The organism is Streptomyces sp. NPDC005151, from assembly GCF_053599875.1.
Genome location: NZ_JBSFYR010000032.1, coordinates 1 through 17,607, shown reverse-complemented (window position 1 = coordinate 17,607; position 17,607 = coordinate 1). Strand labels below are relative to the sequence as shown.

Genomic DNA, 17,607 nt, shown 5'->3' with positions numbered 1-17,607 from the left:
ACCGCTACTGAATCCTGAAACTGTCGACGATCATGTAGTCGCCCGTCTTCATGACGCCCTTGAGGGTGTGCACCCCGGGGGCGAGCTCGGCCGCGCTGAAGACCGTCTTCTGGTGCACACGCGTGGCGTTGTGGTTGTCGATCGTGCCCACGGACCGGCCGTCGATGAAGAGCTCGACCTCACCCTCGTCGGTGTTGACCTGGGTGATGAGATCGATCGCGGTCCCGTTGAAGGCGAGTTCGAAGGAATCCCCCTTGCTCTGAGTGGCGTGCACGTCGTCGGCCCAGCCTCCCGCGCCGCCTCGGTACCTGTTCTTCCAGTCCCAGCCGGTGCCGCCGTAGACGACGCCGGAGGTGTTGTTGATCTGCTGAACTCCGGTGGGCTTGCGCAGGTTCACTGGGACGGGCGCCTGATTGCGCCAGACCTTCAGCGCGACGTCGGCTCCGGGGGCGGCCTGGTTGTAGGCGAGCCAGAAGCTGTTGCGGTCGGTGACCGGCCGGCCGTCGATCTCCCGGATGACGTCATTGGCGCGCAGGCCCTGCCGGTACGCCTCCGAGGTGCTCGGCACGGAAGCCAGGTGCAGACCGTCGGTGTCGGTCAGTCCTGTGGCGGACTTGATCGCGTCCGAGTAGATCCGTGTCACCGGCACGCCCAGCAGGGGTTCCGGAAGGGCGTCGAGGGTGTCGGTGTCAGGGGTCTCCGTGGGCCAGGTGAGCGGCGGCGGGGTGGGGGAACCGACCCTGCCGAATCCGTCCATCGCGATGTTGTGGAAGCCGAGGGCCAGTGCGGGCGAGTCGGACCGGACGGTGTAGTCGAGCTGTGCCGGGTCCGCGAAGGGCGACGCGCCGGTGAACTTCGGGTCGGCGATCACCGAGCGGGTGTCCAGTCCGTTGGCCTTCCAGGCGTCGTTGAGCCCCTGCACGGCATTGCCGTTGTTCCAGAACAGGTTGTCGTTGATGACGGGCTTGCTCCTGGCCACGTCGACCTGAATCAGGCTGTAGGGGGTGTCGGTGACGAAGACGTTCTTCTCGACGACGTCCCCACTGTCCGCGAACCAGACGTGGAAGTGCGCGCCGCCGTTGACGAAGACGTTGTTGCGTACGGTCCGGTGGAAGCCTTCGCGCAGCTTGACCCCGCCGTTGAGCAGCAGGTTGTCCTCGATGAGGTAGTTCGAGCTGCCGTCGTCGAGGTCGATGTCCCAGTGCGAGGAGTGCCGGATCCGGTTGTGGCGGATGACGGTGGTCTCCATCGCGTCCAGCTTCGCGTACGACTTCTTCGTGGCGTCGTCGGCGGTCAGCGGCCAGAAGCGGTCCCGGCCCCAGGAGTTGAAGGGCCCGTGGTCGGACGTCTCCTTGACGCAGTCGAAGATGTCGTTGTTCTCGATGAGGTGGCCGCCCCAGGTGCCGTCGTTGATGTCGACGCACGCGCGGGGACCGTCATGAATGGTGTTGCCGTCGACGGTGACGCGGCGGCTCATCGATATCTGCACACCGGAGGTCTGCTTCTCGAACTGTCCGTTGTCGTGCAGGTAGTTGTCCCGGATGCTGATGTCGCGGGGGTAGTTCTCGGTCTTCGGTCCGGGCCGGGTGTCGCTGATGGTCCTGCGCATGTCGTCCCAGGTGGACGGCTCGCGGACCGCGTCCGGATTGCCGATGACCGCGATGTCGGAGGCCCCCGAGTGGCTGAACTCGTTGCCCGAGACGACATCGCGGCTGTTGTACCCGTCGACCAGGAGGGCGTTGCCGCCGAGTTGGTCGAAGTGTGAGTCGCGTACGGAGACGTGTTCGGTGTTCTTCAGATGGACCGCGGCCACCCGCGCCAGGGCCCAGTCGCCGAGCTGGAGCTTCTCGTACGGCGTGTTGAAGAGCGTGCGGTGGGTCCGGGCGAAGGTGAAGCCGGAGAAGGTCAGGTGGCGCACGGCGTCGCCCGGCCCCTTGCCCTCCACCCTGATCAGTTCGTTCCGCTCGGCCGTCTCGACGCGGGCCCGGGCGGGGTCGACTCCGGCGGGGGGATAGAAGTAGAGCTTCCCGGCGGGCTTGTCGTAGAACCACTCGCCGGGGGCGTCGAGCTCCTCGAAGACATTCTCGACCATGCGGTACGTGTCGTGCAGGCCGCTGCCCCGGTTGTTGTCACCGACCCAGGCCAGCTCGGGCGTGCCGTCCGCCTTCACGCCACTGACCTTGAAGGAGTTCCCGCCCCACATGCCGTCGTGCAGACCGCGTACGAGCGCCGTCATCGGATTCTTCCAACGGGCCACGCGCTCGGCGGAGATGACGTCCGGCGCGTACCCGCCGAGGATCGCCGTGCCCGGATCGTAGTCTGGGTAGCGGGCGAGTGTCTGCCGTTGCCCGTCGACGAAGAGCCCGTCGAAGTCGAGGCCCGCTCCGATGTCCGCGACCTCGATCGTGTCGGAGTGGGACCGCCAGCGAGGTGCGAGCGCGCGACCGCCACTGATGACGACACGCTCGCCGGGCGCCGCGAGGTACCGGACCGGAGCCTGGGCGGTGCCGGAGTCGGCGGCGGTGAATTCCAGCGTGGACCGCAGCCGGTACGTCCCACCGTGCACCACGACATCGATCGGTCTCCTCTCCCGCACGCCCTTGCTCAGCGACGCACGGACGGCCTTCTGCGCCCGTTCCAGCGTCCGGAACGGCTTCGCCGCCGAGCCCTTGGCGCGGTCATTGCCATGGGGCGAGACATGGAAGGTGACGGACTCACCATCCCTGCCGACCGCGACGGCAGGCACCCCGGGCACCATCGCCAGCCCGACCCCCAGCGCGGCGGAGGCCACGACGGCAGTCAGCACTGAGGCCGGGTCTCGGCGGCGTGGGCAGGAACCAGGGACAGTGCGCACGGGCACTCCTCATCGACGGTCATGCAGGAATGGCTTCCATGAAAGCCAGGCATCCAATGTCTATGCCCAACTTCTGCGAGTTGTACGGGGATCAACGCGCCGCAAGCTATTAATACATCGGATGACTGTCAAGGGGTTGAACCAAAAAAGAGCCCCCGCCCGTCCCGGCATCGGGACAGACGGGGGCTCACCGGTCCTACGGCGATCACTCAGCGGGCGGGCACAGGACGACCGGCGCCCCCACCGACGCCGCTTCCGCTCAGCGCCGCCCCAGCCGCTGCGCGACCTCCGTCGCCCAGTACGTCAGGATCATCTGCGCCCCGGCCCGCCGGATCCCGGTCAGGCTCTCCAGAATGGCCGCGTCCCGGTCGATCCAGCCACGCTCCGCCGCCGCCTCGATCATCGCGTACTCGCCGCTGATCTGGTACGCGGCGACCGGCACGTCCACCGAGTCTGCAACCTTCGCCAGGATGTCCAGGTACGGTCCGGCCGGCTTGACCATGACCATGTCGGCGCCCTCTTCGAGGTCGAGCGCCAGCTCGCGCAGGGACTCGCGGCTGTTCGCCGGGTCCTGCTGATACGTCTTGCGGTCGCCCTTGAGCGAGGAGCCGACCGCCTCACGGAACGGCCCGTAGAACGCCGACGAGTACTTCGCCGTGTAGGCGAGGATCGAGACGTCCTCGTGGCCCGTCTGGTCGAGCGCGTCACGGATGACGCCGACCTGGCCGTCCATCATGCCGCTGGGGCCGACCACATGGGCGCCCGCATCCGCCTGGACCTGGGCCATCTCGGCGTACCGCTCCAGCGTCGCGTCGTTGTCGACGCGGCCGTCGGCGGTCAGGACGCCGCAGTGACCGTGGTCCGTGGTTTCGTCCAGGCACAGGTCCGACATGACGACGAGGTCGTCACCGACCTCTTCGCGCACCGCGCGCAGACCGACCTGAAGGATGCCGTCCGGGTCGGTGCCCGCGGTCCCCCGGGCGTCCTTCTTCTCGTCCGCGGGGACACCGAAGAGCATGATTCCGGAGACCCCGGCCGAGACCGCGTCGACCGCGGCCTTCCGGAGGGAGTCCAGGGTGTGCTGCTGGACACCGGGCATGGTCGAGATGGCGACGGGCGCCGTGATGCCCTCGCGTACGAACGCGGGCAGGATCAGGTCCGCCGGGTCGAGCCGTGTCTCGGCGACCATCCGTCGCATCGCCGGGGTCGTCCGCAGCCGTCGGGGGCGGGAGCCGGGGAAGTTTCCGTGCACAGTCATCCTTCGACGATAGACCCGTACACATCACCGTCTTACCGACACCCGTGCCGGAAAAACGGACCGGAGAACGGGCAGGGGCCCGGCTGCCGAAGCAACCGGACCCCTGAACACTCCCGACCCGGCCGGTCAGGTCGTCGTACGACGCCTGCGCGCACCCGGACGCCGCTCGCTCGGCCGCGTCACCGGGTCACCGGCCTCCTTCGCCGCCTCCCGGCGCTGCGCGCCGAACTCGGCGAGCGCCTCGGCCAGCTTGTGCACCGACGGCTCCGGGGAGAGTACGTCGACCCGCAGGCCGTGCTCCTCCGCGGTCTTCGCCGTGGCGGGGCCGATGCACGCGATGACGGTCACGTTGTGCGGCTTGCCCGCGATACCGACCAGGTTCCGGACGGTCGACGACGAGGTGAAGAGCACCGCGTCGAACCCGCCGCCCTTGATCGCCTCCCGGGTGTCGGACGGCGGCGGCGAGGCGCGGACCGTGCGGTACGCGGTGACGTCGTCGACCTCCCAGCCCAGGTCGATGAGGCCGGCGACGAGCGTCTCCGTGGCGATGTCGGCGCGCGGCAGGAAGACGCGGTCGATCGGGTCGAAGACCGGGTCGTACGGCGGCCAGTCCTCCAGCAGACCGGCGGCGGACTGCTCACCGGACGGCACCAGGTCCGGCTTCACACCGAAATCGATCAGTGCGGCTGCGGTCTGTTCGCCGACCGCGGCAACCTTGATCCCGGCGAAGGCACGGGCGTCGAGCCCGTACTCCTCGAACTTCTCCCGGACCGCCTTGACCGCGTTGACGCTGGTGAAGGCGATCCACTCGTAGCGGCCCGTGACGAGGCCCTTGACCGCGCGCTCCATCTGCTGGGGCGTACGCGGCGGCTCGACGGCGATCGTCGGGACCTCGTACGGCACGGCGCCGTACGAACGCAGCTGGTCGGAGAGCGACGCCGCCTGCTCCTTCGTCCGCGGCACGAGCACCTTCCAGCCGAAGAGCGGCTTGGACTCGAACCACGAGAGCTGGTCGCGCTGGGCGGCGGAGCTGCGCTCACCGACCACGGCTATGACCGGCTGGTGCCCGTCCGGCGACGGCAGCACCTTCGCCTGCTTCAGGACCTGGGCGATGGTCCCGAGGGTCGCCGTCCAGGTGCGCTGGCGCGTCGTCGTGCCGGCGACCGTCACGGTCAGCGGGGTGTCGGGCTTGCGGCCCGCAGAGACCAGCTCGCCTGCGGCGGCCGCGACCGAGTCCAGCGTCGTCGAGACGACCGCCGTGGCATCGCTCGCGCCGACCTCGGTCCAGCAGCGGTCCGAGGCGGTCCGGGCATCGACGAACCGGACGTCGGCGCCCTGCGTATCACGCAGCGGCACACCGGCGTACGCGGGCACGCCCACGGCGTTCGCGACACCCGGCACGACCTCGAAGGGAATGCCGGCGGCGGCACAGGCGAGCATCTCCGCGCCTGCGTTCCCGTCCAGGCCCGGGTCCCCCGAGACGGCACGGACGACCCGCCTGCCGCCCTTCGCGGCCTCCATGACAAGATTGGCCGCGTCCCTGAGAACGGGCACCCCGGCGGTTGTTGACGTCACGTCAACAACCGCCAGCTCAGGCGTGCTTACGCCTGCCCGCGCATGGCCGCGGACGACGCCGAGAACGTCCGGCTCGGCGACAAGGACGTCCGCGCTCGCGAGCGCCTCGACAGCGCGCAGAGTCAGCAGTCCCGGATCGCCGGGACCGGCGCCGAGGAAGGTGACGTGCCCTGCGGACAGGACCGGAAAGTCGGATACGGCGGGGCCGGTGGGGCTCAAAGTGCTCGCTCCCCCATAAGACCGGCCGCACCCTTGGCAAGCATCTCGGTCGCGAGCTCGCGACCGAGGGCCGCCGCGTCGTCGGGCGACGTGGGGACGGGACCGGTGGTGGACATCTGTACGAGCGAGGAACCGTCGGTGGAACCGACGACACCGCGCAGGCGCAGTTCGTTGACAACCTGTCCGTCGACCAGGAGGTCGGCCAGCGCACCCACAGGTGCGGAGCAGCCGGCCTCCAGGGCGGCGAGCAGGGCGCGCTCGGCGGTCACGGCGGCCCGGGTGTACGGGTCGTCGAGCTCGGCGAGTGCTGCGGCGAGGTCCGCGCTGGTTGCAGCGCATTCGATCGCCAGTGCTCCCTGGCCGGGAGCGGGCAGAACGGTGTCGACCGACAGGAAGTCGGTCACCTCACCGATCCGGCCGAGGCGGCTGAGCCCGGCCGCGGCAAGAACCACCGCGTCCAGTTCACCGCTTCGTACAAATCCGATACGCGTATCGACGTTGCCGCGGATCGGCACGGTCTCGATGTCGAGGCCGTGGCTGCGGGCGTACGCGTTGAGCTGCGCCATGCGACGCGGCGAACCGGTGCCGATGCGGGCACCGGACGGCAGCTGCTCGAAGGTCAGCCCGTCCCTCGCCACCAGCACGTCGCGCGGGTCCTCGCGCACCGGCACGGCGGCGAGGACGAGGCCCTCGGGCTGTGCGGTCGGCAGGTCCTTCAGCGAGTGCACGGCAAAGTCCACCTCGCCGCGCAGCAGCGCCTCGCGCAGCGCCGCGACGAACACACCGGTGCCGCCGATCTGCGCGAGGTGCTCGCGGGAGACATCTCCGTACGTGGTGATCTCGACGAGCTCGACGGCGCGCCCGGTCACCTCACTGACCGCGTCGGCGACGAGGCCGGACTGCGCCATGGCGAGTTTGCTGCGCCGGGTGCCCAGCCGGAGCGGCGCGTCGGTCTGCGCACGCTGGGATGAGTTGTCGGTCATGACCGCCCTCTATTCGGGTCGTTCAGGTCTGCCCGGGAGACGGCAGCGACCGTCTGCGGGTCGAGGTCGAAGAGTTCCCGCAGCGCATCGGCGTACCCGGCGCCGCCGGGCTCGCTGGCGAGCTGCTTGACCCGCACGGTGGGCGCGTGCAGGAGCTTGTCGACGACGCGGCGCACGGTCTGCGTGATCTCGGCGCGCTGCTTCTCGTCCAGGTCGGGGAGGCGTCCGTCGAGCCGTGCGATCTCGCCGGCCACCACATCGGCGGCCATCGTGCGCAGGGCGACGACGGTCGGTGTGATGTGGGCGGCGCGCTGGGCGGCGCCGAACGCGGCGACCTCGTCGGCGACGAGGGTGCGCACCTGGTCCACATCGGCGGCCATCGGGGCGTCCGCGGATGCCTCGGCGAGCGACTCGATGTCGACGAGGCACACACCGTCGAGGCGCGTCGAGGCGCCGTCGATGTCGCGCGGCATCGCGAGGTCGAGCAGGGCGAGCCTGACCGGTCCGGCGGACCGGTCCTGCGCGGGCACGGTGGCCCGGCGGACGGCCCGTACCTGCGCGGTCGTGGTGGCGGAGCCGTTCTCCACCCACGCGGCGTGCTGGTCCAGGTCGGCGGCGGGCACGGCGGGCGCCGGGGGCGCGGTGACGGCCGCGTCGAAGGGCAGCCCGAGCGCTCCGGCGACGGCTTCGGCGGTCAGCACGAGACCGGTCGCACCGGTGCAGGAGACGACGACATCGGCACGTGTCAGTTCGTCGGAGACCGCGGCCATCTCCACGGCGCGGGCAGTCACTCCCGTTCCGCCGGGCTGATGGAGGATCTCGACGAGCCGGTCGGCGCGGGCCCGGGTCCGGTTGGCGACGACGATCTCGGCGACACCGGTACGGGCCAGCGTGGCGGCAGCCAGCGAGGACATCGAACCGGCGCCGATCACCAGGGCGCGCTTGCCCTTCGCCCAGACGGCGACATCGGCGCCGTCGGCGAGCTGCTGCAGACCGAAGGTGACGAGCGACTGCCCGGCCCGGTCGATCCCGGTCTCGCTGTGGGCACGCTTACCGACCCGCAGGGCCTGCTGGAACAGGTCGTTCAGCAGCCGGCCGGCGGTGTGGAGCTCCTGCCCCAGCGCCAGCGCGTCCTTGATCTGGCCGAGGATCTGGCCCTCGCCGACGACCATCGACTCCAGCCCGCACGCCACCGAGAAGAGGTGGTGGACGGCCCGGTCCTCGTAGTGCACATAGAGATACGGAGTGAGCTCGTCCAGCCCGACCCCGCTGTGCTGGGCGAGGAGCGTGGACAGCTCGGCGACACCGGCGTGGAACTTGTCCACGTCGGCATACAGCTCGATGCGGTTGCAGGTGGCCAGGACGGCGGCCTCGGCCGCGGGCTCCGCGGCAAGGACGTCCTGCAGGAGCTTGGCCTGCGTCCCGGCAGCCAGCGAGGCCCGCTCCAGTACGGAGACGGGGGCGCTCCGGTGGCTCAGTCCGACGACAAGAAGACTCATGCCGGCATCACGGCGGGAATGTCCCCGTCGGGTCCCTTCCGGCTGCTGTCCGTGGCGGTACGCACGGGCGGCGCGGCCGGGTCGACGCTGTTCCCGCCGGGGGCTTCCTCGCCCGCCTTCCGCTGCTCGTGGAAGGCAAGGATCTGGAGCTCGATCGAGAGGTCGACCTTGCGGACGTCGACGCCGTCGGGCACGGAGAGCACCGTCGGCGCGAAGTTCAGGATGGAGGTCACGCCCGCGGCGACGAGCCGGTCGCAGACCGGCTGTGCGGCACCGGCGGGGGTCGAGATGACACCGATCGACACGCCGTTGTCCCTGACGATCCTCTCCAGCTCGTCGGCGTGCTGGACGGGGATCCCGGCGACGGGCGTCCCGGCCATCGCGGGGTCGGCGTCGATCAGCGCGGCGACCCGGAAGCCACGGGAGGCGAAGCCGCCGTAGTTGGCGAGCGCGGCGCCGAGGTTGCCGATACCGACGATGACGACCGGCCAGTCCTGGGTGAGCCCGAGTTCGCGGGAGATCTGGTAGACGAGATACTCGACGTCGTAGCCGACGCCGCGCGTCCCGTACGACCCGAGGTAGCTGAAGTCCTTGCGCAGCTTGGCGGAGTTGACCCCCGCCGCCGCGGCGAGTTCCTCGGACGAGACCGTGGGGACCGAGCGCTCGGAGAGCGCGGTCAGTGCGCGGAGATACAGCGGAAGCCGGGCGACGGTGGCCTCGGGAATTCCTCGGCTACGGGTCGCCGGTCGGTGAGTTCGGCCAGTTGCCACGGTGCTCCTGCGGGATGAGCGGGGCTGCAGGCGGCCGCATGTTCCAAGACCGCCCCGTCGAATGCAGGCTATGTCTTTGTGAACGTGTGCACAAAGATAGTGTCCGTTTTGTCCGGTCAAAGTGACCGGGGTCACGCACATCCGTCGCGCGATCCCGGAACCATGGATCGCATCAGCCCGTTGCAGGCCCGAAGGGGGCAAGGCAGTACACACTCCTCACAACTACACCCCCGAGACCACTCAAAACGCCCATGATGGTAACCGGGTTTCACTCAGGAAAGCAGCGCGCTGCGCAGCCTCGCCGGGTCCACCCGCCAGAACGTGTGCTGTTCGTTATCAATGAGGACGACCGGAATCTGCTCCCAGTACTCCCGGTGCAGCTCCTCGTCCTGGGTGATGTCCTTCTCCTCCCAGGACGCGCCGGTCTCCTCGCAGACCTCCCTCACCACCAGCCGCGCGTCGTCACAGAGGTGACAACCGGGCTTCCCGACCAGGGTCACGACACGGTCCGCGGGCTTCTTCTTCGTACGACGCAGCAAGGCACTCATGCCTTTATTCTGCGCCGCCCGCATGCCGTTTCCGGAGTCCGTCGGGCGCTGATCCGTTATGCCCGGAATCGCCCGCTTAATAATTCGGTCCCCGAGAGTTCACGCCACCGCATCCGGCACGTCGGGAAAGGCCTAACGGACTGGCTATGCTCACAACATGGCCGCTCTTGGATGGCTCACACCCCGTAGGCGTTCCGCGACAGCACGGAGCGTGCTGGCAGGCGAGGCAGCAGCCGAGGCAGCGCGGAAGTCGTCACTCCCCGCCGAACAGCCCGCCGGACAATCCACCGGCACGGCCCCCGCCACGGCCGAGGAGCCGGAACCGGCCTTCCCGGTCGTCGGCGACGAACGGGCCGCCGCCTTCTTCGACCTGGACAACACCGTCATGCAGGGCGCGGCGATCTTCCACTTCGGCCGCGGCCTGTACAAACGCAAGTTCTTCCAGCGCCGCGAGCTGACCCGGTTCGCCTGGCAGCAGGCCTGGTTCAGGCTGGCCGGCGTCGAGGACCCGGAACACATGCAGGACGCCCGCGACAGCGCCCTGTCCATCGTCAAGGGCCACCGCGTCTCCGAGCTGATGTCCATCGGCGAGGAGATCTACGACGAGTACATGGCCGACCGCATCTGGCCCGGCACCCGCGCCCTCGCCCAGGCACACCTCGACGCCGGGCAGAAGGTCTGGCTGGTCACCGCCGCCCCGGTGGAGACGGCCACGATCATCGCCCGCCGCCTCGGCCTGACCGGCGCGCTCGGCACGGTCGCCGAGTCCGTCGACGGCGTCTACACCGGCCGCCTGGTCGGCGAACCGCTGCACGGGCCCGCGAAGGCCGAGGCGGTCCGCGCCCTGGCCGCCGCCGAGGGCCTCGACCTGGCGCGTTGCGCGGCGTACAGCGACTCGCACAACGACATCCCGATGCTGTCCCTGGTCGGACACCCGTACGCGATCAACCCGGACGCCAAGCTCCGCAAGCACGCCCGGGCCCTGGACTGGCGGCTGCGCGACTACCGCACGGGCCGCAAGGCGGCCAAGGTCGGCATCCCGGCCGCCGCCGGTGTCGGCGCCCTCGCGGGCGGCACCGCGGCCGCGGTCGCCCTGCACCGCCGCCGCCGCTGACCCGCGGACGCACCGACACACCGACCACGTGGCCCGGCCCCCGCCTCGGGGGGCCGGGCCACGCCCGGCCGCGCCGCCAAACGGGACCCCTTACCCACCGACCGCTCCCGCCAGTCGGATTGCGCGCACCCGACCACAACCCGTCGCGGCCGCAGCCAGATCACGAAGTAATCCGATCAATAACCGGTCACGATGTGCTACTTGATGCGTCTCATAGTCGCCACAGAAGCGACGGAATCGGTGATTTGAGCAACTGGGTGTAGCACTGCCTGTACGAAGCGTTATTCTCCTCAGACGCATTCCGGAACCCCCCACTCACTACGACGAGTGACGGTTTCGCACTGCACGTGATGGAAGCTCTGCCTCTGGGAGTCCCGTGTACCCACACGTCGGGGTTGACGCCTCGGGCCTGGCTACGCTGCGCGCAACGGTCGCCGACCGCTTGCGCGGCTTCGTCCCCACCGCGTACGCCGTACCCGCCTTTGCCACCCCTGCACCTGTCGGCCCTTGCTACGCCCTGGCCGAACGCGGTGCGGCGGTCGGAAGACGCAGCAACCGCGGCGCAACGACCACGTCCACCGTTCGTCGGCCGACCGCCGACAGCGACAGCGCGCGCATGATGGATCTCGTCGAGCGCGCACAGGCCGGTGAGGCTGACGCCTTCGGCCGTCTCTACGACAAGTACAGCGACACCGTCTACCGCTACATCTACTACCGGGTGGGCGGCAAGGCGACGGCGGAGGATCTCACCAGTGAGACCTTCCTGCGCGCCCTGCGCCGCATCTCCACCTTCACCTGGCAGGGCCGCGACTTCGGCGCCTGGCTGGTCACGATCGCCCGCAACCTGGTCGCCGACCACTTCAAGTCCAGTCGGTTCCGGCTGGAAGTGACCACCGGCGAAATGCTCGACGCCAACGAGGTCGAGCGCAGCCCCGAGGACTCCGTCCTGGAGTCCCTCTCCAACGCCGCACTGCTGCAAGCCGTGCGCCGACTCAACCCCCAGCAGCAGGAATGCGTGACGCTGCGCTTCCTGCAGGGCCTCTCGGTCGCCGAGACGGCCCGCGTGATGGGCAAGAACGAGGGCGCGATCAAGACCTTGCAGTACCGCGCCGTCCGCACCCTCGCCCGACTGCTGCCGGACGATGCCCGCTGAGAACACCCTCTGCGACGCCCCGATCACGCACTGGTCCGATCATCTTTCGTGCGTAACCCAAGTGCCGCGCCACTCGTTGTGCCGGTTGTAGCCCCCCTGTCGTCACTCCATGTCCGCCTACACTCACTCATTCGTGTGGAAGCGCTCAAGGTGTGCAACCTTCCGGACCCCCAGGGGAGTCGACCGTCATGACGAGAGGAGGTGCCGCCAGTGATCGCAAACGTTTCGGCACACCGGCGGGCGAACGCCTTCGCCCAGGCCCTGGAGGAGCAGGAGCTCCAGGGTGCGGCGGCCGTACAGCCCGAGGAACCGGCCGAACCGGCCGACCACGGAACGCTGTTGGCCCTGGCGAACGGCCTCGGTGAGCTGCCGAGGCCGGAGTTGGATCCCGAGGTCAAAGTGGTGCAGCGAGCGCAGCTCGTGGCCGCCATGGAGGCCATGTTTGCCGAGGGCGGCGCATCCACGGGCCCTACGGTGCCCGAACAACGGAGCAAGGGGGCCCACCGGGCCTCCCCGCTCCGAAAATTGCGCCCCCGCTCCCGCTGGACGAAGGGTCTCGCCGCCGGCGGGCTCACCGTCGGCGTCGCCGCGGGAGCCTTCGGCGGAGTAGCCGCTGCCAGTTCCGACGCCCTTCCGGGTGATTCGCTGTACGGGCTGAAGCGCGGCATGGAGGACATCCACCTCGGTATGGCCAACGGCGATACCGACCGCGGCGAGGTCTACCTCGACCAGGCATCGACGCGGCTGAGCGAGGCCCGCAGGCTCATGGAACGCGACCGCGCGGGCGATCTGGACCACGAATCACTGGGCGAGATCAGGCGCACGCTGAACGGCATGACGCGCGACGCCACCGAGGGCCACCGCCTGCTCCACGCCGCGTACCAGCGCAACGGAACACTCGGCCCGATCCAGACCCTGGACTCCTTCTCCCGCAACCACCGCGGGAGCTGGAGCAGCCTGCGCGACCGGCTGCCGGTCCAGCTGACGGACGTCGGGGACGAGGTCAGCTCGGTCTTCGAGGCCATAGACGAAGAGGTCGCACCGCTGCAGTCTCTGCTGCCCCGCACCCCGGACCCGAGCACCGACTCGCAACAGTCCGGCTCGTCGCAGCAGTCCGACGACCCATCCCTCACGGAGAGCCCTGCGCCCTCGTCCCCCGAAGCCTCACAGGGCCAGCGGGGCGACACCGGCACCCCGGACCCGTCCGGTTCGGCCTCCACTCCGGCCGACGGCCTGATCGCGGGCGGCACGGACGGCCTCCTGGCCCCCCCGTCACCGGGCGCCACCCCGTCCACAACGGGCAGGGGATCCACCTCACCCACCCCGGACGTCACCCTGCCCCCGCTACTCCCCGGGCTGCTCCCAGGCCTGGGAATCAACGACGAGAGCGAAGACGGCTAGTGCCGTGACCGGCAGTGTTTGCCCCATGAGGAGCGTCGTCCGGTGCGTGCGATCGCAAGGCGGCCGGAAGTCCTGGTAGCTCCGCTCCAAGGACTTTTGGCCAACGCGGCGATCGGGCGTGCCGGGCAGCGCGACGGGGCAAAGCTTGCCGGGAGGGGCACTGGGGGGAGACCCCTGGCCCCAACTGTCCTCAATCGCCGGTACATCAAGCCCGTCCGGCGATTGAGGACAAATCGGCTGCCGGACGCCCCAGGCACACACCCGACCGCACCGTCAGAAGAACACCGACCGCCGCTGAACCAACAACTTGTACAGCGTGTGCTGAATCTGCTCCCGAACCTGATCCGTCAAGTTGAACATCAGCATCGGATCCTCCGCCGCCTCCACCGGATACCCGTCCGTAGAAATCGGCTCCCCGAACTGAATCGTCCACTTGGCCGGCAGCGGAACCGCACCCAACGGTCCCAGCCAGGGAAACGTGGGTGTGATCGGGAAGTACGGAATCCCCAGCACCCGCGCCAGCGTCTTCGCATTGCCGATCATCGGGTAGATCTCCTCCGCCCCCACGATCGAGCACGGCACGATCGGCACCCCGGCCCGCAGCGCCGTCGACACGAAGCCGCCCCGCCCGAACCGCTGCAGCTTGTACCGATCGCCGAACGGCTTGCCGATGCCCTTGAAGCCCTCCGGCATCACCCCGACGACCTCGCCCTGCCTCAGCAGCCGCTCCGCGTCCTCCGCGCAGGCCAGCGTGTGCCCGGCCTTCCTGGCCAATTCGTTCACCACCGGCATCATGAACACCAGGTCCGCGGCGAGCAGCCGTAGATGCCGGTCGGCCGGGTGGGTGTCGTGCACGGCGACCTGAAGCATCAGCCCGTCCAGCGGCAGCGTCCCCGAGTGGTTGGCCACGATCAGTGCCCCGCCGTCCGACGGGATGTTCTCGATGCCCTTCACCTCGACCCGGAAGTACTTCTCGTACATCGGTCTCAGCACCGACATCAGAACCTGATCGGTGAGCTCCTTGTCGTACCCGAATTCGTCGACCTCGTACTCACCGGTGACCCGCCGCCGCAGAAACGCGAGCCCACCCGCGATCCGCCGGTCCCAGCTGCCGCGCCGAGCCCCTTCCTGAGCCTGCGCACCCTCCACGGGTTCCCCGTCCCCCTGCACCGCCTCCTGGGCCTGCACGGCGTCCTGCTGCCCCGGCAGGGCGCTGAGGGCTGCGGTGCCCACCGCGGGCCCCGCCGCTGCCCGTCGGCGGGCGGACCGCTGCGCGCCACCCGACCGTGAACGGTCGTCATCGAACGGAATGACCTTGGCATCCGCCATCGTCGGTGCGCTCCTCTACCTGACGCCGGGGGTCGGTTGTGTGTCGCCTGACCCGGTGATCACCGGAACCTCGCCGGTCCCACCGGCGAACGGCAGCGCCGCCAGCCGGTCGACGGCCCTGCCCACCGTCTCGGGCGGCAGCAGTCCGGGACCCAGGCCGCGCGCGAACGCGGCGAACGTCTCCGAGGTGGTGAATCCCGGGTGGAAGCCCAGCGTCTCGCGCATCTGGACGGTGGAGACCACCCTGCCATGCGTGAGCAGCCGGATCTGCTCCGGCGAGAAGTCCGTCATGCCGACCGTACGGAGCGCCTGGCCCACCCAGGTGACAGCGGGCAGCGGCACCGGCATCGTCGGCCGCCCGAGCCGCCGCGCGCACTGCGAGAGCAACAGCACCCCGTCGCCGGCGATATTGAACGTGCCACTGTTCAGCGTCCCGCGCCGCGGCTCGTGCGAGGCGATCCTCAGTACGTCGATGACATCGTCCTCGTGCACGAACTGGAGCCGTGGGTCGTACCCGAACACCGTCGGCAGCACGGGCAGTGCCAGGTAGTCGGCGAGCGGCGAGTCCGCGTCCGGCCCCAGGATGTTCGCGAACCGCAGCACGCACACGGCCACGTCAGGCCGGCGGCGCGCGAAGCCCCGTACGTATCCCTCGACCTCCACCGCGTCCTTCGCGAAGCCCCCGCTCGGCAGGGACTTGGGCGGGGTGGTCTCGGTGAAGACCGCCGGATCGCGCGGCGCGGAGCCGTACACACTCGTACTGGACTTGATCACCAGCCGCCGGACCGTCGGCGACTTCTGGCAGACACCGAGCAACTGCATGGTGCCGATGACGTTGGTCTCCTTGACGGTGGTCCGGCCGCCCGCGCCGAGCGCCTTGCCGCTGACGTCCAGATGCACGACCGTGTCGACGGCGTGCGCGGCAAGAACTCTGGCGATCGCGGGCTGGCGGATGTCCACACGTACGAAGTCGGCGTCACCCAACTGGTGTGCCGGCGCGACCGCGTCGACGGCGATCACCCGGTCCACGTCCGGATCACGCTGGATGCGCCGCACAAACCGGCTGCCCAGTTGCCGGGCTGCTCCCGTGACGAGCACGACCTTCCCCAAGATCAGCGCCTTCCGTCGAAGAGGTTTCCCCTGGCCGTCACCGTAGCGGGTGGATGTTGCCCTGTGATGACTGCGCGGCGGCCTTCTGCCGAGTCTTTGGCCCAAATGTGCGTCACACGGCCCACACGCGCCCGCAGAGGCCCCTCCCGCAAACGCACCGCAGCCCTCCCGCCGTATCGGCGGGAGGGCTGCGGATTCACGAACTGCGTTCGCTTACTTCTTGTTGCGACGCTGAACGCGCGTGCGCTTGAGCAGCTTGCGGTGCTTCTTCTTGGCCATCCGCTTGCGCCGCTTCTTGATAACAGAGCCCACGACTACCCTCGCTCACTTCTCTTCACTGGTGCGGGGCGTCTGGGCCCACACGACCTACGTCGGCCTAGCCTACCCGCCACCGGGTGAGGGACGTAATCCGAGGTGAAGGTCAGGCGGACTCCACCCCCACAAAGGACTCGCGGAGATACTCGTGAACCGCTTGCTCCGGGACCCGGAAGGACCTGCCCACCCGGATCGCCGGCAGATGACCACTGTGCACCAAGCGGTACACGGTCATCTTCGACACGCGCATGACCGAGGCGACTTCCGCCACGGTCAGAAACTTGACCTCGTTGAGAGGCCTCTCGCTGCCAGCACCAGCCATGACCCACCTGTACCTTCCGCACGAGACGCGCACCGGCTTCCCCTCCGGTGACTCTTCGTCGTTGTGCGCTCACTCCCCAGATTAGGGGCGGGTGATGCGAGTGGGGAAGAGGAGGGACCATCGGCCGCCTACTGTGACAGACACGCCCGATTGAGTACATAGCGAGTAAGCGGCCGGTAATAAGCGGACCGCACGGCGTCGTCGAGCGGAACGGCGACCGAGACCCGCCCCTCGGCCTCCCCGACGAACAGCGCGGGATCGTCCGTATCCGCCAGACCGATTGCCTCAATGCCCAGCTGACCTGCGCCGCAGACCCAGCCGTGGTCCCCGACGACCAGCTCCGGAAGCCGCCCGTGGACCACCACCGCCGCCTCCAGCGCGACCCGGACCGGCAGCGGCGAGTGGGTATGTGCGCCCGGCTCACTACCGTGGGGCCGCACGCCCGGTTCGCGCACCATGGCGACTCCCCGTACGTAGTCGAGCTTGTACGTGCGTACGCCGAACCGGGTCGTTATGTCGATACATCTCCCCTGCGCGGGGGTGAGTACGGCGCATCCCGCCGCCGACATGGCGTCTGCCAGCGCGACGTAGAACCCGAGCAGCCGGTGCGGATGACCGGTCCCGAACAGCACCGGCGCCCGCCGGACCGCCGCGCTCGACAACCGCTGGGCAAACGCATCCAGACCGGCCAATGTCCGCTCCGGATCGATCACATCAGGACCCGCAACGTGAGCGGGATCGTTCGAAACCCCGCACTTGTCGGCCATCAGCCGAAGCAGATCGGGCTCCTCCCACCCCCATGCGGGGTCGAGCCCGAGCATCACCCGCGGATCCCTGGCCGCGAACAGCCGATAGCTCCGCAGACTCACCTCCCGCGAGGTGGCCACGGGCCCGGCCAGCCGGGCCGCCAGCAGATGCGCGCGCAGCGCTCCGGTGCTCAACACCCTGCCGATGCTGCCTCAATCACCCGGACGGAGGGCCAAAAGAGAGGTCGGGCCCCACAGTTGGCGTAACCTCGTCCCCGCCGCCGCGCGGAAACGGCCGAACCGGCCCGCTCCCACCCGCCTCAGAGCCTGTCGGGTGACCTCTGATCGGGCGGCCACGCCCTGGCACGCACGCTTCCCGCGTTGCCGAAATGCCCTAGTAGCTCCTTCCCC

At 69.4% G+C, this 17,607-nt stretch carries 15 protein-coding genes; 3 read left to right on the top strand and 12 right to left on the bottom strand.

The window, feature by feature from the left end; translation table 11 throughout:
- Positions 1–4: 4 nt before the first annotated feature.
- From ACWD6R_RS18860 to ACWD6R_RS18830, 7 genes are all read right to left on the bottom strand, one after another.
- Positions 5–2,854: a right-handed parallel beta-helix repeat-containing protein gene (locus ACWD6R_RS18860; protein ID WP_451819702.1), complete on the bottom strand. Its 2,850-nt coding sequence runs from the start codon at positions 2,852–2,854 to the stop codon at positions 5–7.
- A 259-nt stretch (positions 2,855–3,113) separates the two neighbouring features.
- A complete protein-coding gene (gene hemB, locus ACWD6R_RS18855) occupies positions 3,114–4,112 on the bottom strand; it encodes a porphobilinogen synthase (protein ID WP_451819701.1) in 999 nt (332 codons plus the stop codon).
- Between the two features lie 126 nt (positions 4,113–4,238).
- On the bottom strand, positions 4,239–5,906 hold the full coding sequence (locus ACWD6R_RS18850) for a uroporphyrinogen-III synthase (protein WP_451819700.1): 1,668 nt from the start codon (positions 5,904–5,906) through the stop codon (positions 4,239–4,241).
- Positions 5,903–6,889, bottom strand: coding sequence for a hydroxymethylbilane synthase (gene hemC, locus ACWD6R_RS18845; protein WP_451819699.1), 987 nt, complete (start codon positions 6,887–6,889; stop codon positions 5,903–5,905). The genes ACWD6R_RS18850 and hemC overlap by 4 nt, the downstream gene beginning before the upstream one ends.
- Positions 6,886–8,388: a glutamyl-tRNA reductase gene (locus ACWD6R_RS18840; protein WP_451819698.1), complete on the bottom strand. Its 1,503-nt coding sequence runs from the start codon at positions 8,386–8,388 to the stop codon at positions 6,886–6,888. Before ACWD6R_RS18840 ends, hemC begins: the two co-directional genes overlap by 4 nt.
- Positions 8,385–9,158, bottom strand: coding sequence for a redox-sensing transcriptional repressor Rex (locus tag ACWD6R_RS18835; RefSeq protein WP_451819697.1), 774 nt, complete (start codon positions 9,156–9,158; stop codon positions 8,385–8,387). Before ACWD6R_RS18835 ends, ACWD6R_RS18840 begins: the two co-directional genes overlap by 4 nt.
- A gap of 272 nt (positions 9,159–9,430) precedes the next feature.
- The gene (locus tag ACWD6R_RS18830; RefSeq protein ID WP_326604418.1) at positions 9,431–9,706 is read right to left on the bottom strand and encodes a glutaredoxin family protein; all 276 of its coding nucleotides are present in this window, start codon (positions 9,704–9,706) and stop codon (positions 9,431–9,433) included.
- 157 nt (positions 9,707–9,863) lie between these two features.
- Here ACWD6R_RS18830 and ACWD6R_RS18825 point away from each other — a divergent pair, with 157 nt between their 5' ends.
- The 3 genes from ACWD6R_RS18825 (at position 9,864) to ACWD6R_RS18815 (ending at position 13,374) form a co-directional block, all read left to right on the top strand.
- Positions 9,864–10,820: an HAD family hydrolase gene (locus tag ACWD6R_RS18825; RefSeq protein WP_451819696.1), complete on the top strand. Its 957-nt coding sequence runs from the start codon at positions 9,864–9,866 to the stop codon at positions 10,818–10,820.
- Positions 10,821–11,196: 376 nt separating this feature from the next.
- Positions 11,197–11,973, top strand: coding sequence for an ECF subfamily RNA polymerase sigma factor, BldN family (locus ACWD6R_RS18820; RefSeq protein ID WP_451819695.1), 777 nt, complete (start codon positions 11,197–11,199; stop codon positions 11,971–11,973).
- Positions 11,974–12,183: 210 nt separating this feature from the next.
- The gene (locus tag ACWD6R_RS18815) at positions 12,184–13,374 is read left to right on the top strand and encodes a DUF5667 domain-containing protein (RefSeq protein ID WP_451819694.1); all 1,191 of its coding nucleotides are present in this window, start codon (positions 12,184–12,186) and stop codon (positions 13,372–13,374) included.
- Positions 13,375–13,647: 273 nt separating this feature from the next.
- Here ACWD6R_RS18815 and ACWD6R_RS18810 read toward each other — a convergent pair whose 3' ends face one another.
- From ACWD6R_RS18810 to ACWD6R_RS18790, 5 genes are all read right to left on the bottom strand, one after another.
- The gene (locus ACWD6R_RS18810) at positions 13,648–14,703 is read right to left on the bottom strand and encodes a lysophospholipid acyltransferase family protein (protein ID WP_451819693.1); all 1,056 of its coding nucleotides are present in this window, start codon (positions 14,701–14,703) and stop codon (positions 13,648–13,650) included.
- Positions 14,704–14,718: 15 nt separating this feature from the next.
- The gene (locus ACWD6R_RS18805; RefSeq protein WP_451819692.1) at positions 14,719–15,813 is read right to left on the bottom strand and encodes an NAD-dependent epimerase/dehydratase family protein; all 1,095 of its coding nucleotides are present in this window, start codon (positions 15,811–15,813) and stop codon (positions 14,719–14,721) included.
- 213 nt (positions 15,814–16,026) lie between these two features.
- Entirely contained in the window at positions 16,027–16,125 is a 99-nt protein-coding gene (locus tag ACWD6R_RS18800) for a 30S ribosomal protein bS22 (protein WP_003948845.1), read from the bottom strand.
- A 109-nt stretch (positions 16,126–16,234) separates the two neighbouring features.
- Positions 16,235–16,450: a helix-turn-helix domain-containing protein gene (locus tag ACWD6R_RS18795; protein ID WP_266984444.1), complete on the bottom strand. Its 216-nt coding sequence runs from the start codon at positions 16,448–16,450 to the stop codon at positions 16,235–16,237.
- 128 nt (positions 16,451–16,578) lie between these two features.
- Positions 16,579–17,394: a phosphatase gene (locus ACWD6R_RS18790; protein WP_451819691.1), complete on the bottom strand. Its 816-nt coding sequence runs from the start codon at positions 17,392–17,394 to the stop codon at positions 16,579–16,581.
- Positions 17,395–17,607 lie beyond the last annotated feature (213 nt).

Coding starts and splice junctions, on each gene's coding strand:
- hemB (WP_451819701.1), bottom strand. CDS start 4,112: ATGACTGTGCACGGAAACTTCCCCGGCTCCCGCCCCCGACGGCTGCGG.
- hemC (WP_451819699.1), bottom strand. CDS start 6,889: ATGACCGACAACTCATCCCAGCGTGCGCAGACCGACGCGCCGCTCCGG.
- ACWD6R_RS18840 (WP_451819698.1), bottom strand. CDS start 8,388: ATGAGTCTTCTTGTCGTCGGACTGAGCCACCGGAGCGCCCCCGTCTCC.
- ACWD6R_RS18830 (WP_326604418.1), bottom strand. CDS start 9,706: ATGAGTGCCTTGCTGCGTCGTACGAAGAAGAAGCCCGCGGACCGTGTC.
- ACWD6R_RS18825 (WP_451819696.1), top strand. CDS start 9,864: ATGGCCGCTCTTGGATGGCTCACACCCCGTAGGCGTTCCGCGACAGCA.
- ACWD6R_RS18810 (WP_451819693.1), bottom strand. CDS start 14,703: ATGGCGGATGCCAAGGTCATTCCGTTCGATGACGACCGTTCACGGTCG.
- ACWD6R_RS18795 (WP_266984444.1), bottom strand. CDS start 16,450: ATGGCTGGTGCTGGCAGCGAGAGGCCTCTCAACGAGGTCAAGTTTCTG.